Genomic DNA, 14,247 nt, shown 5'->3' on the forward strand with positions numbered 1-14,247 from the left:
AGCCACGCCAGGTCAGGTCAGGTCAGGCCAGGACGGGTCAGCCGATCACCGTGTAGCCCGCGTCCTCCAGCACCGCCGCCACCGCCGCGCGGTGCTCGGGCCCCTTCGTCTCCAGATGCACCTCGACCTCCGCCTCGGTGAGCCCGAGCCGCGGGTCGGTGCGCATGTGGCTGATGTCCAGCACATTGGCGTCCGCCTGCGACAGCGTCGCCAGCAGCCCGGCCAGCGCGCCCGGCCGGTCGGTGAGCCGCAGCCGCAGCGACAGGTAGCGGCCGGCCGCCGACATGCCGTGCCGCAGGATGCGCTGCATCAGCAGCGGGTCGACGTTCCCACCGGACAGCACCGCCACCACCGGCCCCTCGAACGACCGCGGCGCCGCCAGCAGCGCCGCCACCGAACTGGCCCCGGCCGGCTCCACCACGAGCTTCGCCCGCTCCAGGCACAGCAGCAGCGCGGAGGACAGCGCGTCCTCCGAGACCGTCACCACGTCGTCGACCAGCTCGCTGACCACCGCGAACGGCACGTCGCCGGGCCGGCCGACCATGATGCCGTCGGCCATGGTGGCCACCGAACCCAGCGCCACCGGGCGGCCTGCCGCGAGCGAGGGCGGGTACGCCGCCGCGCCCGCCGCCTGCACCCCGACGACCCGCACGTCCGGCCGCAGCGCCTTGACCGCGACCGCCATCCCCGCCACCAGCCCGCCGCCGCCCACCCCGACCAGCACCGTGCGCACCTCGGGGCACTGCTCCAGCACCTCCAGGCCCACCGTGCCCTGCCCGGCGATGATGTCCGGGTGGTCGAAGGGGTGGATGAAGACCGCGCCGGTGGACTCCGCGTACGCGATCGCCGCCCGCAGCGTCTCGTCCACCACGGCGCCCTCCAGCCGGACCTCGGCGCCGTACTCGCGGGTCGCGGCGACCTTCGGCAGCGGGGCGCCCACCGGCATGAACACGGTGGAGCGCACCCCCAGCAGGGAGGCGGCGAGCGCGACGCCCTGCGCGTGGTTGCCGGCGCTGGCGGCCACCACGCCGGCCGCGCGCTCCTCGGGGCGCAGCCCGGCGATCCGCACGTACGCGCCGCGGATCTTGAACGAACCGGTGCGCTGGAGGTTCTCGCACTTCAGGTACACCGGCGCGCCGACCAGATCCGACAGGTGGCGGGAGCTCTCCATGGCGGTGACCCGCGCGACCCCGGCGAGCATCTTGTGCGCTCCGCGCACGTCGTCCAAGGTGACCGGCTGGAACCGCGTGTTGTCCATGGGGCACAGTGTCGCAGTCCGGCCGGGCGATCACGGGCAGGCGTTCACCCGCGAAGTCGCACATGCGGCCGCGAGGCTCCCGATGGCCTCCGGGGCCGCGTACTCTTCTCCCAACTTCCCGCCGTTCCGGCGCCGTACGCCCGTCTGCCCGCCGCGACCGCAATCCGCGCCGGCGCGCATCCACCGAACCGACAGAACGCGAGCTTGAAGGTCATGTCCAACCCTCCGGAGACCTCGACCGAACTCCTCGAGAGCCTCCAGCACCAGGTCGCCCTCTTCGCCCGCCGCGCCGAGCAGACCCGGCTCGGCGGGATCGGCGGGGCCCGCAACTCCATGGACCGCGCCGCCTACCTCCTGCTCAACCGGCTCGACCACGAGGGCCCGATGGGCGTCAAGGCGCTCGCCGAGGCGATGGGGATCGACTCCTCGACGGTGACCCGCCAGGTCGCGCCGCTGGTGGACACCGGCCTGGTCAAGCGCACCTCGCACCCCGAGGACGGGCGGGCGGTGGTGCTCGCGCTGTCCCCGCGCGGCCGCGCCCGGCTGGGCGAAGTACGGGACTCACGACGGCAGTTGATGGCGAAGGTCACCGAGGACTGGTCGGAGCAGGAGCGCGAGCTGTTCACCGAGCTGCTCGGCCGGTTCAACATCGCGCTCGCCGACTGGCACGCCGGCCTCACCCAGCGCGACCCGGAACGCGCCGACCGGTAGCGGACGGGCGGCGTCCGGCAGCGGACAGGCGACGGCCCGGCAGCGGACGGGCGGCGGTCCCGGCGGCAGTACCGCAACGGCCCGGCAGCGAGCCCGGTCGCGGGTATTGACCGCGTGGCCGCCCGTGCCGTCCCATGTCCGCGTGGGCACCCCAGGGGGTCGGCGCCGGGCGGCCGCGGAGGCCCGCAGGGACGCCGAGTTCGCCGATTTCGTCGCCGGCGCGGGCGGGCGGCTGCTGCACTCCGCGCTGCTGCTGACCGGTGATCCGGCCGCGGCCGACCGGCTGCTGACCGGCGCGCTCGCCCGGCTCTACGCCCACTGGCCGGAGCCGGCCGGCGACGACCCCTACGACCGCGCCCGCGCGGAGCTGTTCGTACGGTACGGCTACCGGCCGTGGCGGCGCCCGCACGGCGGCCCGCTGGACGGCCTGACGGTGCGTCAACGGCTCGTCGTCACCATGCGGTACTTCGAGGGGATCGGGGAGGAGCAGACCGCGGCGATGCTCGGGATGGCGTGCGAACGGGTCGCCCTGATCGCGGCGCGCGGCAGCGCGCGGCTGCGCAGCCGGCGGTGAGCCCCGCCGGCGGGCCGCCGCCGAACCGCCGCGAAGCGGAGGTGCGGCGGCTCCTCGACACCCCGCACCCCCCGCTCCCGCCGGACCTCGCCGAGCGTGCGGCCCGCAGGGGCCGCGCCCTGCTGCGGCGCCGCCGCACGCTCCGCCGCGCCCTCTGCGCCGCCCTGCTGCTCACCGCCGCCCTGGCCGCGGCCCTCCTCCTGACCTGAGCCCGGGCACCGAACGCGTCAGGCCAGGGCCTGGCGGAGGTCCTCCACGAGGTCGTCGGCCGCTTCGATGCCCACCGAGATCCGTACGAGGTCGGCCGGGACCTCCAGCGCCGAGCCGGCGGCCGACGCGTGGGTCATCCGGCCCGGGTGCTCGATGAGGGACTCCACGCCGCCGAGCGACTCCCCGAGGGTGAACAGCCGCGCCCGGTCGCAGACGGCGACGGCCGCCTCCTCGCCGCCGGCCACCTGGAAGGACACCATCCCGCCGAAGTGGCGCATCTGCTTGGCCGCGACCTCGTGCCCGGGGTGCGAGGAGAGCCCGGGGTAGTGCACCCGGGTCACCTTCGGGTGGCCTTGGAGCATCTCCGCGATCCGCCCGGCGTTCTCGCAGTGCCGGTCCATGCGCACCGCGAGCGTCTTGATCCCGCGCATCACCAGCCACGCGTCGAACGGCCCGGCCACCGCGCCCATCGCGTTCTGGTGGTACGCCAGTTCCTCGCCGAGCGCGGCGTCGGAGGTGACCAGCGCGCCGCCGACCACGTCGGAGTGGCCGCCCATGTACTTCGTCATGGAGTGCACCACCACGTCCGCGCCCAGCGCCAGCGGCTGCTGGAGGTAGGGGCTGGCGAAGGTGTTGTCGACCACCAGCCGCACCCCGGCCTGCCGGGCCACCCCGGCCAGCGCGGCGATGTCGGTGATGCCGAGCATCGGGTTGGAGGGCGTCTCCACCCAGATCAGCTTCGTCTCCGGGCGTACGGCGGCCCGCACGGCCTGCACGTCGGAGGTGTCGGCGACCGACCAGAGCACGCCCCACCGCTCGGCGACCTTCGCGAAGAGCCGGAAGGTGCCGCCGTAGGCGTCGTCGGGGATGACCACGTGGTCGCCGGGGGTGAGCACCGTACGCAGCAGGCAGTCCTCCGCGGCCAGGCCGGAGGCGAACGCCAGGCCGCGGCGGCCGCCTTCGAGGGCCGCGAGGTTCTCCTCGAGCGCGGTCCGGGTCGGGTTCGCCGACCGGCTGTACTCGTAGCCGCCGCGCAGGCCGCCGACGCCGTCCTGCTTGTACGTCGACACCTGGTAGATCGGCGTGACCACCGCACCGGTCTGCGCGTCGGCCGGCTGGCCGGCGTGGATCGCCAGGGTCTCGAAGTGCTGGTGGGCACGCGGGGGGTGAGGGCTATCGTTCATGCGCCGAGCGTAGCCGCCGTACGGTCCCGTCCGCTGACCGCCGCCGCGGGCCGAACCGTACGGGCGCGCGGGCGTTCAGACCCGCGCGGCGCCGCGGGCGGGCACGTGCGGGACCGCCGCGGCCGGGTCGTACCCGGCGAAGACCAGCCCGATCACCAGGCCCGCCGCCTCCTCCAACTGCCGGGCCCGGCGCAGCGGTCCGACCACCGCCGCGGTCCCGCCCGCGTCGCCCGCGAGGACGGTGACCGTCCGCAGCGCGGCCTCGTCGTCACCCGCGACGGGTACGGTGACCGGTCCGCCCGCCGCCGACCACCGCGCGGCGGGCAGGAGGTGGAACGCCTTGACCACGCGGGCGCCCGGTGCGAGGTCCGCGATGTGCTCGGCGGCGGCGCGGCCGTCGGTCAGCAGGTGCTCGCCGACGCCGTGGTCCACCGCGTTGACCGGGTCGACCAGCACCGTGCCGGCGAGCGCGCCGCGGTCGGCGCCCGCCGCGCGCAGGATGTCGGGCACCCCGGCCCAGGAGACGGCGAGCAGCACCGCGTCCCGCCCGGCGGCCGCCTCCGCGGCGGTGGCGGCCGCGCGGGCCGTCCCGCCGCCGTCCGTACGGTCGTCGCCGCCGCCCATCGCCGCCGCGGCGGCCGCGGCCCGCTCCGCCGAGCGGCCGCCGACCAGCACCTCGTGCCCGGCCCGTACCCACGCCGTGCCCAGGGACGTCGCCAGGGCGCCGGTGCCGAGAATTCCGATCCTCATGGTGTACTCCCGAAGTGTCGGGCGGCGCTCTGCCGGTCGCAGCCGCCGCGGGAGCGCCACCGTAGGGAAACCGATACGCACCGGACGGTAGGAAACAGGTGCGGGAGGATGGGGGCATGGCAGCGACCACGGGCACGGACGGCGGCGGACCGGGGCGGGGCGCGGGACGGGCGGACGCCGTGCGCGGGCGGACGCTCGTGGACTGCCGGCTGCGCGCGGCCACCGAGCTGCTCGCGCACACCTGGGACCCGGTGATCCTGGCGGGGCTGAGCGCGGGGCCGCTGCGGCGGGCCGGGCTGCGGGCGCTGGGCGGGGGGATCAGCGACAAGGTGCTCACCGAGTCGCTGCGCCGCCTGCTCGCCAACGGGCTGGTCGAGCGCCGCGCCTACCGCGCCGCGCCGCCCCGGGTCGACTACGGGCTCACGCCGCTGGGCGCCAGCCTGGTGGAGGGCCCGCTCCGGGCGATGGGCGACTGGACCCGGGAGCACGGCGAGGAACTGCTCGAGGCCCAGGAGCGGGCCGCCGGGCAGGACCTGACCGGCTGACCGGCGGCCCGCCGGCCCGGCTGACCGGCTGACCGCCCGTGCCCAAGGCAGCAGGGCACGGGCGGGGCTCAGGAGCGGCGGGGCTCACTTCTTGGCGGACTCCCGCACCGTCAGGGTGCCCTTGCGGATGGTGGCCAGGCGGGGGGCGCGCTTGGCGATGGTGGAGTCGTGGGTGACGAGGATGAAGGTCAGCCCGCGGTCGCGCCACAGCCCTTCGAGCAGCCCCATGATGTCGTCGCGGGTGCTCTCGTCGAGGTTGCCGGTCGGCTCGTCGGCGAGCAGCACCTTGGGCTCCTTGACCAGGGCCCGGGCTATCGCGACGCGCTGCTGCTGGCCGCCGGACAGTTCGGACGGCAGGTGGGTCAGGCGCTCGCCGAGGCCCACGGACTCCAGGGCGGCCGCGGCGCGGGTGCGGCGCTCGGCGGGCTTGACGCCCATCGGCACCAGCGCGGTCTCCACGTTCTCCTGCGCGGTGAGCGTGGGGATGAGGTTGAAGCTCTGGAAGATGAAGCCGATGTTCTCCGAGCGGACCTTGGTCAGCCGCGCCTCGCTGAGCTTGGCCAGGTCGGTGCCGTCGAGTTCGACGGCCCCGGTGGTGGGGCGGTCGAGTCCGCCGAGCATCTGGAGCAGGGTGGACTTGCCGCCGCCGGTGGGGCCTTGGATGACGACCTGGTCGCCGTCGGCGATGGTGAGGTCGATACCGCGCAGGGCGTCGACGGTCGTCTTGCCCCGGCGGTACTGCTTGGTCACGCCGTTGAGCTGGTACATGGCTGGACTCCTGGGAGCGGAAGGGAAGGTGGGCGGCCGGGGTGGACGGCCCTGACCGGCCGCCGCCCGCCCAGGGGAGGTGCGGGCGGCGGCCGGACCGGCGGCGGCTACTCGACGCGGCGCAGCGCGTCGGCCGGGCGCAGCCGCGAGGCGCGCCAGCCGCCGAAGGCACCGGCGATCAGTCCGCCGCCGATGGCCAGGCCGACGGCCAGCACGATGGTGCCGGCGCTGACCGGCGCGCTCAGCGCGATGTCGAGCGTCTTGGACGCGGCCTGCCGGGCACCGCCGCCGAAGCCGCCGCCCCCGCCGGGGCCGCCCGTGCCGCCGCCGGTGGAGGCGGTGGAGCCGAGCTGGGCGCTGAGCGTGGGGCTGATCTCGGTGACGGCGAACGCGCCGGCCAGGCCCAGCGCGATCCCGAGCACACCGCCGATCAGGCCGTTGACCAGGGCTTCGCCCATGACCTGGCGGGTGACGCGGCCGCTCTTCCAGCCGAGCGCCTTGAGCGTGCCGAACTCGCGCACCCGGCGGCTGACCGCCGAGGAGGTGAGCAGGCCGGCGACGAGGAACGCGGCGATCAGCACCGCGATGGACAGCCACTTGCCGACGTTGGAGGCGAGCGAGGAGGCCGTGGACAGCGAACCGGAGACCGTGGAGGCCAGGTCGGCGGAGGTGGTGACGGTGGTGCCGGAGATGTTCTTCTGGATCTCGGACTTCACCGTGGAGATCTGCTTGGAGTCGGACGCCTTGACGTAGATCGTGGTGATCTTGTTCGCCGAGGAGGCGAGGGTCTGCGCCTGCTTCAGCGGCAGGTAGAGGTTGGCCGCGGAGTCACCGCTGTCGGCGGTGGCGATGCCGATCACCTTGTACTTGGTGCTCTTGACGGTGACGGTGGAGCCGACCTTGAGCTTGTTCTGCTTGGCGTAGGCGGAGTCGGCGACCATCACCTTGGCGTTGCTGTCGGCGGAGGTGAAGGTGGTGCCGGAGGTGATCTTGGAGGAGGAGAGCGGGCCGAGCGCCAGGTTCGACACGTCCACGCCGTACATCGTGTAGCTGTTGGCGTCGAACTGCGCGCCGCCGCCCCTGACCTGGCCCTGCGGGGTGCTGCTGCCGGAGCCGCCGCCGAAGCCGCCGCCCCCGCCGGAGCTGCTGGAGCCGCTGGTCTTGTTCTGCTGGAACTGGCCGGGCGTGAAGGTGCCGTCGATCTTCAGCACCTGGAGGTTGAGGCCGCCGACCGCGCTGGCGACGTTCTTCTGCTTGCCGACGCTGGTGACGACCGAGGAGGCCAGGGTCTGGAAGCCCTGCACGGTGACCCGGTCGCTGCTCTGGGACGAGCCGTCGCTCTTGGCGTCGAAGTCGAACTTCGGGCGGGTGGTGGAGCCCGAGCCGGAGGCGGGCGCGGCCTTGGTCACCGTCATGTCGGTGCCCAGGCCGTAGAGCGACTTGAGGACCTTGCCCTGGGCCTGGTCCATGCCGGACGAGACCGAGTCGACCGTGATGACGAGGCCGATGCCGAGCGCGAGGCCCAGCGCGACCACGAGCGCCGCCTTGCGCCGGCGACGCAGCTCGCGCCGGAGATACGTGAAGAACATCCGATTCCTCGTGTTGGCAGGGATAGGCAGGGGAACCGCACCAGGACAGGTGCGAGGAGCAGGGGGTGGACGCGAGGAGGGCGAAGCGTCCACCCCCTGCTCCCACTGCGGCGCAACGGTAGGAATCGGTGGTGAGGGCGCCGTGAGGCGAATGTGAGGGGGAGTTGAGAAATGCCACGCGGGGATGAGAGCTCGCTGAGCGAAGGATTATTTCTTCCTTGGACAGGCCGCGCACGGCCTGTTCACAGCCGGTCCCCAGGTTCGTGCGGGAGTCTGTTCCGTCGCCCGGCCCGGCGTGCGCGCGACCTGCGCGGCCGGCGCACGCCGCACGGCTCAGCGCACGCCGAGCAGGTGGTCCATGGCGAGCTGGTCCAGCGCCTCGAAGGCCATCCCGCGCTCGCCCACGGCGTCCGCGTCGAAGTCCTCGTAGGCGCTGCGGTCGGCGAGCAGGTCGGCCAGCGTCTCACCGGCGGCCAGCGTGCTCTGCCCCAGCTCGTCCAGACCGGAGGTGCGCAGCGCCTCCTGCACGACCGGGTCGGCGCGGAAGGCGGCGGCCCGCTCCTTGAGGATCAGGTAGTTGCGCATGCCGCCGGCCGCGGACGCCCACACCCCGCTCATGTCCTCGGTGCGCGGCGGCTTGAAGTCGAAGTGCCGCGGGCCCTGGTAGCCGCCCCGCTCCAGCAGGTCCACCAGCCAGAACGCCGAGCGCAGGTCGCCGGCGCCGAAGCGCAGGTCCTGGTCGTACTTGATGCCGGTCTGGCCGTTGAGGTCGAGGTGGAAGAGCTTGCCGTGCCACAGCGCCTGGGCGATGCCGTGCGGGAAGTTCAGCCCGGCCATCTGCTCGTGGCCGACCTCGGGGTTGACGCCCACGATGTCGGGGCGCTCCAGCGAGTTGATGAACGCCAGCGCGTGGCCGACGGTGGGCAGCAGGATGTCGCCGCGCGGCTCGTTCGGCTTGGGCTCCACCGCGAAGCGCAGGTCGTAGCCCTGCTCGGTGACGTACTGGCCGAGGATGTCGAAGGCTTCCTTCATCCGGTCCAGGGCGACGCGTACGTCCTTGGCGCCGCCGGACTCCGCGCCCTCGCGGCCGCCCCAGGCGACGTAGGTCTCGGCGCCCAGCTCCACCGCCAGGTCGATGTTGCGGATCACCTTGCGCAGTGCGAAGCGGCGCACCTCGCGGAGGTTGGAGGTGAAGCCGCCGTCCTTGAACACCGGGTGGGTGAAGAGGTTGGTGGTGGCCATCGGCACCTTCATGCCGGTCTCGGCCAGCGCCTGCCGGAAGCGCTTGACGTGCTGCTCGCGCTCGGCGTCGGAGGAGCCGAAGGGGATCAGGTCGTCGTCGTGGAACGTCACGCCGTACGCGCCCAGCTCGGCGAGGCGGTGCACCGACTCGACCGGGTCGAGCGGCGCGCGGGTGGCGTCGCCGAACGGGTCGCGTCCTTGCCAGCCCACCGTCCACAGTCCGAAGGTGAACTTGTCGGCGGGGGTGGGAGTGAGGTTCGTCTCGGATGTCATGGCGGTCGGCTCCTATTCGTCAGACTGTTGAACAAATTAGTATGCGAGCCCGGTGTTGGGAAGTGGGACCGTGCGAAAGGACCCGGATCACATGGCGGGACAAGGGCAGGTCGTGCTCGGTGTGGACAGCTCGACGCAGTCCACGAAGGTGCTGGCGGTGGACGTGGACAGCGGCGAGGTGCTGGCCCGCGGCCAGGCCGCGCACACCGTCAGCGCCGGCGCCGGGCGCGAGACCGACCCCGAGGTGTGGTGGCGCGCCCTTCAGGATGCGCTGGGCCAGCTCGGCGGGTACGCCGGGCGCGCCGACGCGATAGCGGTCGGCGGGCAGCAGCACGGCCTGGTCGTGCTCGACGAGCGGGGCCGCCCGGTGCGGGACGCGCTGCTGTGGAACGACGTGCGGTCCGCCCCGCAGGCCGAGGAGCTGGTGGCGCGGCACGGCGCGGACTGGTGGGCCGAGCGGATCGGCTCGGTGCCCGCGGCGAGCTTCACCGTCGCCAAGTGGGAGTGGCTGCGCGCCCACGAGCCCGAGGCGGCCGCGGCCGCCGCCGCGGTCCGGCTGCCGCACGACTTCCTCACCGAACGGCTGAGCGGCGCCGCCGTCACCGACCGCGGCGACGCCTCCGGCACCGGCTGGTGGGCGGCGAGCACCGGGGCGTACGACGAGGCGCTGCTCGCCGAGGTCGGGCTCGACCCGAAGCTGCTACCCGCGGTGCTCGGGCCCGGTGAAGCGGCCGGCACCGTACGGGAGGGCGCCGGGGTGCGGCCCGGCGCGCTCGTCGGCGCCGGCACCGGCGACAACGCGGCCGCCGCGCTCGGGCTCGGGGTCGCTCCCGGGCAGCCGGTGCTCAGCCTCGGCACCTCCGGGACCGTCTACGCCGTCGCCCGCCAGCGTCCCGCCGACCCGTCGGGGACCGTCGCCGGGTTCGCCGCGGCCGACGGCGGCTGGCTGCCGCTGGCGTGCACGCTGAACTGCACGCTCGCGGTGGACAAGGTGGCGGAGCTGCTCGGGCGCGGCCGGGAGGAGGTCGAGCCGGGCGGCTCGGTCGCCTTCCTCCCCTTCCTCGACGGCGAGCGCACCCCCAACCTCCCCTACGCCTCGGGGCTGCTCACCGGGGTACGTCACGACACCACCGCCGGGCAGATCCTCCAAGGCGCGTACGACGGGGCCGTCTACGCCCTTCTCGCCGCGCTCGACCTCGTCCTCGCCGTCGACGGCGCCGGGCACGCCCCGGACGAGCCGATCCTGCTCATCGGCGGCGGCGCGCGCGGCGCCGCCTGGCGCGACACCGTACGACGGCTGTCCGGCCGCGCCGTCCAAGTTCCCGCCGCCTCCGAACTCGTCGCCCTGGGCGCCGCCGTCCAGGCCGCCACCCTCCTCACCGGCGAACAGCCCGCCGCCGTCGCCGCCCGCTGGCGCACCGACCACGGCGACCTCCTCCCCCCGCTCCCCCGCGACCACGCCACCCTCGCCCGCCTCGCCGCCGCCCTCCCCCTCGCCGGCTGACCCCTTCCCCCCGCGCCCCGCCCCACCGGGGCGCGGGCGCCGGTGGGGCGAGGCGCGGGGACCTGCGCGACCAGCCCACCACCCAGCGGCAGCCGGGAACGAGCAGACACACCCCCGAGCCGAAGCCGCAGGGGCGCGGACGCCAACCCGGCATGCTGCCGCATCGGGCAGACGCGCCCGCAGGGGCGCGAGGAACTGCGCGACCAGCCCACCACCCGGCGGCAGTCGGGGACGCGGGCGCAGCTCCGCGGCGGGCGGCCGGGACCAGAAGCGTGCCGTCGGGCAGAAGCGGGCGGGTGGGCGGGGAGAACACCCGGAAAGCCCCCGCACATAGGGTGGACGCAGCCCCGAAAACGGAAGGAGCCCCCTGATCAAATCCAAACGCACCGGCGCCCAATCGGAACTACGCCACCGCAACCTCTCCCTGGTCATGCGAGCCCTGGCAACGGAAGAAGACCTCACCCGCGCCACAGTCGCGACGACAGTCGGCCTCACCCGCGCCACCGTCTCCACCCTCGTCGACGAACTCCTCGCCGCCGGCCTCCTGGAAGAACGCGGCGCCCGCCGCCCCGGCACCGTGGGCCGCCCGGGCACCGCCCTCGCGCTGCCCGCCACCGGCCCCGCAGGGCTCGGCGCGGAAATCGGCGTCGACCACCTCGCCGCATGCGTCGTGGACCTGCGCGGCGAGGTCCGCTGCCGCACCGAGCTCCCCGCCGCGAACCGCGGCCGCCCGGCCCCCGCCGTCCTCGCCGAACTCACCGGCCTGACCGCCCAGGTCACGGAGGAAGCCGCCGCCCTGGACCTGCACCCGGTCGGCGCCACCGTCGCCGTCCCGGGCCTGGTCGGCCGCGACCGCGGCACCGTCCTGCGTGCCCCGAACCTCGGCTGGGAGAACGTCCCCGTCACCGCCCTGGGCCCCCACCCCACCGTCGTGGAGAACGAGGCGAACCTCGGCGCCCTCGCCGAACTCTGGCTCGGCGGCCACCACCGCCTCGCCGACTTCGTCCACGTCTCCGCCGAGATCGGCATCGGCGCCGCCCTGATCGTGGAGGGCCGCCTCTTCCGCGGCGCCCGCGGCTTCGCCGGCGAACTCGGCCACGTACCGGTCCGCCCCGACGGCCCCCTGTGCTCCTGCGGCGCCCACGGCTGCCTGGAGACCTTCGCGGGCGAGACCGCCCTGCTGCGCGCGGCCGGCGCCGCCACCCCCGCCGACCTGCGCGCGGCCGCGGCCGCGGGCGACAGTGCCGCCCTGGACGCGCTGGATCGGGCCGGCGAGGCCCTGGGCACCGCGCTGAGCGGCGCCGTCAACCTGCTCGACCCGCAGGCCGTGGTGGTCGGCGGCCCGCTCGCGGACCTCGCGCCCTGGCTGCTGCCCGGCGCCCGCCGCGAACTGGCCGCCCGTGTCACCGACCGCCGGTGGCGCCCGCAGGACGTGATCACCTCGCGGCTGGGCCGCGACGGGGTGCTGCGGGGCGCCGCGTACAGCGCGGTCCGGGCCGTCCTGGACGACCCGGCCGCCTGGATTCACACCGCCGCGGCCCCCGCCGCGACGGCTCCCTGACTACAGCGCCCTGACTACAGCGCCGAACCGGCCACCCACTGGCTCCACGACAGGTTCCAGCCGTTGAGCCCGTTGGACGCCTGGATCGTCTTGTCCTGCGAGTTCTTCACCACGACCACGTCGCCGATCAGCGAGTTGTTGTAGAACCACGCCGCGTCCGTCGTGTCGTCCTTGCCGCCCTTGACGTCGCTGAGGCCGATGCAGCCGTGGCTGGTGTTGGCGGTGCCGAAGACGGACTTCACGGTCCAGTAGTTGCCGTGGATGAAGGTCCCGGAGTCGCTCAACCGCATGGCGTGCGGCACGTCCGGGATGTCGTACTCGCCCTTGCCGTCGCTGTCGGTGAAGCCGACGGACGCCCCGTTCATCCGGGTCGTCTGGTCCTTCTCCTCGATGACCATCTGGCCGTTGTACGTGCTGTGGTCGTCACTGCCCGCGGAGATCGGCAGCGTCTTGATCACCTTGCCGTCGCGGACCACGGTCATCGTGTGCGTGGACGCGTCGACCGTGGAGACCTGCGAGCGGCCCACGTCGAAGCTGACGGTCTTGTTCTGCACGCCGTACACGCCCGCGGAGCCCTCGACGCCGGCCAGCTTGAGCTTGAGCGTGACGTGCGAGCCCGCCGCCCAGTAGGTCTGCGGCCGCAGGTCGAGCCGGGTGGAGCTGAACCAGTGGCCCACCACCGCCTGCCCGCTGCTGGAGCTCACGCTGATCCCGCGCTGCACCGCGGCCCGGTCGGCGGCGGAGATCGCCTTGCTGAAGTTGATCGAGACCGGCATGCCCACGCCCACGGTGGAGCCGTCCTCCGGGGTGAAGTACCCGACGAAGGTGCCGGTGCTCGACTTGGTGCCGAACGTCGACTGCGCGCTGGTGGTACGCCCCTGCGTGTCGGTGGCGGTGGCGGATATGTGGAACTGGATGCCGTGGGCGAGCGTGCCGTTCGGCGTCCAGGTGGTGCCGTCGGACGACAGCGTGCCGGAGACGGTGTGACCGGACGCGACGCCGGTCATCGTCACCTTGGTCAGCTTGCCGCCGGTGGCCTTCACCTGCACCGCGCCGCTCACCGCCGCACCGGTGGTGCCGGTCTTCGGCGTGATGGTGATCTTCGCGGCCGAGGTCTGCTTGGCGGCGGCCGCGTCCGCGGCTGCCTGGGCCGACGCGGAGCTGCTCGGGCTCGCGCCGCCACCGGACGCACCGGACGCACCGGAGGAGGAGGCGCTCGCGGTCGGGGAGATCGTCGCGGCCGCGTTCTGGCTGCTCGCGCTGCTGCTGTGCCCGCCGCACGCGGTCAGGCCCACCGCGCCACCGGCCACCACTGCGAGCGCCGCCAGGGTGCTACGGCGGAAGACCTTCCGCTTCCGGCGGGCGGCCGCGGCAGGACCGTACGCGGCGGGACCGTCCTGCTCGGAGGTGGGGGTGTTTCCGGTGTCGGGCGGCGTCACGCGTCTCTCCCAAAAGTCGGGGTCGCCCGCAGGCCGAAGCGATCGGAGCGGGGCTTCTTCCACCACCCATGGAAACAGCCGAGCCGCCGCGTATGTTCTTTCCGCTGGAAATTGTGGGCTTTGACACGCCATCCGCCGTGATGCCCGTCACGCGGCTTTCCGTAGCGCTCCGGCCACGCACCGCGCACCGCCCCGCGGCCCCCGCCGCTTCCCACCGGCCGCCGCCAGTCACTACGATCGGCGCCTACGGTCAACTCGCCGCATCCGCTGGGGGATCAGATGGCCATGCCCCGCCCGTACGTCGCCGCGGCCGCTGCCGCCGTACTGGCGGCGCTTTACTTCGTCCCCTCCGCGCACGGCGCCACCGCCGCGGACACCGCACCGGCCGCGGCCACCGCACCCGCACCCGCACCCGCCGCCGCCTCCGAGACGCAGGCCGCGCCGTTGTCGGGCCGGCTCGCCGAGACCGGCATGATCGACACCAAGCCCTACCTGATAGGCGGCGGCGTCTTCCTGCTGGCCGGCGCCGGCCTCGTCGTCAACGCCACCCGCCGCTCCCGCCAGGCGCTGGAAGCCGCCGACGCCGAGGACCCGACCCCCGAGCCGTAGCCTCCTCCCGCGGAAAGGCCGGATCAGGGG

Annotated in this window: 14 protein-coding genes; 7 read left to right on the plus strand and 7 right to left on the minus strand. The window is 74.3% G+C overall.

Annotated features, from left to right (window positions below; all coding sequences use genetic code 11):
* Positions 1-37: 37 nt before the first annotated feature.
* Complete coding sequence (gene ilvA, locus AC3EVP_RS00860; RefSeq protein ID WP_335981672.1) at positions 38-1,258, minus strand: threonine ammonia-lyase; 1,221 nt, start codon at positions 1,256-1,258, stop codon at positions 38-40.
* A 213-nt stretch (positions 1,259-1,471) separates the two neighbouring features.
* Between ilvA and AC3EVP_RS00865 the strand changes: the two genes are divergently transcribed.
* From AC3EVP_RS00865 to AC3EVP_RS00875, 3 genes are all read left to right on the plus strand, one after another.
* Positions 1,472-1,969 carry a MarR family winged helix-turn-helix transcriptional regulator gene (locus AC3EVP_RS00865; RefSeq protein ID WP_335981674.1) on the plus strand — a complete coding sequence of 166 codons (498 nt, stop codon included), beginning with the start codon at positions 1,472-1,474 and terminating at the stop codon, positions 1,967-1,969.
* Positions 1,970-2,111: 142 nt separating this feature from the next.
* A complete protein-coding gene (locus tag AC3EVP_RS00870) occupies positions 2,112-2,543 on the plus strand; it encodes a sigma factor-like helix-turn-helix DNA-binding protein (protein WP_335981677.1) in 432 nt (143 codons plus the stop codon).
* Positions 2,540-2,752 carry a hypothetical protein gene (locus AC3EVP_RS00875; protein ID WP_435124782.1) on the plus strand — a complete coding sequence of 71 codons (213 nt, stop codon included), beginning with the start codon at positions 2,540-2,542 and terminating at the stop codon, positions 2,750-2,752. The genes AC3EVP_RS00870 and AC3EVP_RS00875 overlap by 4 nt, the downstream gene beginning before the upstream one ends.
* Before the next feature lie 18 nt (positions 2,753-2,770).
* Here the strand turns inward: AC3EVP_RS00875 and AC3EVP_RS00880 are convergent, their stop codons facing one another.
* Together AC3EVP_RS00880 and AC3EVP_RS00885 are read right to left on the minus strand one after the other, a co-directional pair.
* Positions 2,771-3,937: a cystathionine gamma-synthase gene (locus AC3EVP_RS00880; protein ID WP_435124785.1), complete on the minus strand. Its 1,167-nt coding sequence runs from the start codon at positions 3,935-3,937 to the stop codon at positions 2,771-2,773.
* A 75-nt stretch (positions 3,938-4,012) separates the two neighbouring features.
* A complete protein-coding gene (locus tag AC3EVP_RS00885; RefSeq protein WP_435124787.1) occupies positions 4,013-4,687 on the minus strand; it encodes an NADPH-dependent F420 reductase in 675 nt (224 codons plus the stop codon).
* 116 nt (positions 4,688-4,803) lie between these two features.
* Here AC3EVP_RS00885 and AC3EVP_RS00890 point away from each other — a divergent pair, with 116 nt between their 5' ends.
* A complete protein-coding gene (locus AC3EVP_RS00890) occupies positions 4,804-5,232 on the plus strand; it encodes a winged helix-turn-helix transcriptional regulator (protein ID WP_435124789.1) in 429 nt (142 codons plus the stop codon).
* 84 nt (positions 5,233-5,316) lie between these two features.
* On the opposite strand, the gene AC3EVP_RS00895 is transcribed toward AC3EVP_RS00890, so the two are convergent.
* The 3 genes from AC3EVP_RS00895 to xylA all read right to left on the minus strand — a co-directional run bounded on the left by AC3EVP_RS00895 (position 5,317) and on the right by xylA (position 9,104).
* Entirely contained in the window at positions 5,317-6,000 is a 684-nt protein-coding gene (locus AC3EVP_RS00895) for an ABC transporter ATP-binding protein (RefSeq protein WP_335981686.1), read from the minus strand.
* A 107-nt stretch (positions 6,001-6,107) separates the two neighbouring features.
* On the minus strand, positions 6,108-7,589 hold the full coding sequence (locus AC3EVP_RS00900; RefSeq protein WP_435124792.1) for an ABC transporter permease: 1,482 nt from the start codon (positions 7,587-7,589) through the stop codon (positions 6,108-6,110).
* A gap of 333 nt (positions 7,590-7,922) precedes the next feature.
* On the minus strand, positions 7,923-9,104 hold the full coding sequence (xylA, locus tag AC3EVP_RS00905) for a xylose isomerase (RefSeq protein ID WP_435124795.1): 1,182 nt from the start codon (positions 9,102-9,104) through the stop codon (positions 7,923-7,925).
* 91 nt (positions 9,105-9,195) lie between these two features.
* Here xylA and xylB point away from each other — a divergent pair, with 91 nt between their 5' ends.
* A complete protein-coding gene (gene xylB / locus AC3EVP_RS00910; protein WP_435124798.1) occupies positions 9,196-10,608 on the plus strand; it encodes a xylulokinase in 1,413 nt (470 codons plus the stop codon).
* 430 nt (positions 10,609-11,038) lie between these two features.
* On the plus strand, positions 11,039-12,169 hold the full coding sequence (locus AC3EVP_RS00915) for an ROK family protein (protein ID WP_435124800.1): 1,131 nt from the start codon (positions 11,039-11,041) through the stop codon (positions 12,167-12,169).
* Between the two features lie 14 nt (positions 12,170-12,183).
* Here AC3EVP_RS00915 and AC3EVP_RS00920 read toward each other — a convergent pair whose 3' ends face one another.
* The gene (locus AC3EVP_RS00920; protein ID WP_435125560.1) at positions 12,184-13,464 is read right to left on the minus strand and encodes a L,D-transpeptidase; all 1,281 of its coding nucleotides are present in this window, start codon (positions 13,462-13,464) and stop codon (positions 12,184-12,186) included.
* Between the two features lie 429 nt (positions 13,465-13,893).
* Here AC3EVP_RS00920 and AC3EVP_RS00925 point away from each other — a divergent pair, with 429 nt between their 5' ends.
* Entirely contained in the window at positions 13,894-14,217 is a 324-nt protein-coding gene (locus AC3EVP_RS00925; RefSeq protein ID WP_435124803.1) for a hypothetical protein, read from the plus strand.
* The last annotated feature ends 30 nt before the right edge of the window (positions 14,218-14,247 follow it).

The organism is Actinacidiphila sp. bgisy144 (assembly GCF_057708105.1).

What these genes read in the sequence shown, in the direction of transcription:
- ilvA (WP_335981672.1), bottom strand. Translation starts at nt 1,258, where the DNA reads ATGGACAACACGCGGTTCCAGCCGGTCACCTTGGACGACGTGCGCGGA.
- AC3EVP_RS00865 (WP_335981674.1), top strand. Translation starts at nt 1,472, where the DNA reads ATGTCCAACCCTCCGGAGACCTCGACCGAACTCCTCGAGAGCCTCCAG.
- AC3EVP_RS00880 (WP_435124785.1), bottom strand. Translation starts at nt 3,937, where the DNA reads ATGAACGATAGCCCTCACCCCCCGCGTGCCCACCAGCACTTCGAGACC.
- AC3EVP_RS00885 (WP_435124787.1), bottom strand. Translation starts at nt 4,687, where the DNA reads ATGAGGATCGGAATTCTCGGCACCGGCGCCCTGGCGACGTCCCTGGGC.
- AC3EVP_RS00890 (WP_435124789.1), top strand. Translation starts at nt 4,804, where the DNA reads ATGGCAGCGACCACGGGCACGGACGGCGGCGGACCGGGGCGGGGCGCG.
- AC3EVP_RS00895 (WP_335981686.1), bottom strand. Translation starts at nt 6,000, where the DNA reads ATGTACCAGCTCAACGGCGTGACCAAGCAGTACCGCCGGGGCAAGACG.
- AC3EVP_RS00900 (WP_435124792.1), bottom strand. Translation starts at nt 7,589, where the DNA reads ATGTTCTTCACGTATCTCCGGCGCGAGCTGCGTCGCCGGCGCAAGGCG.
- xylA (WP_435124795.1), bottom strand. Translation starts at nt 9,104, where the DNA reads ATGACATCCGAGACGAACCTCACTCCCACCCCCGCCGACAAGTTCACC.
- xylB (WP_435124798.1), top strand. Translation starts at nt 9,196, where the DNA reads ATGGCGGGACAAGGGCAGGTCGTGCTCGGTGTGGACAGCTCGACGCAG.
- AC3EVP_RS00915 (WP_435124800.1), top strand. Translation starts at nt 11,039, where the DNA reads ATGCGAGCCCTGGCAACGGAAGAAGACCTCACCCGCGCCACAGTCGCG.
- AC3EVP_RS00925 (WP_435124803.1), top strand. Translation starts at nt 13,894, where the DNA reads ATGCCCCGCCCGTACGTCGCCGCGGCCGCTGCCGCCGTACTGGCGGCG.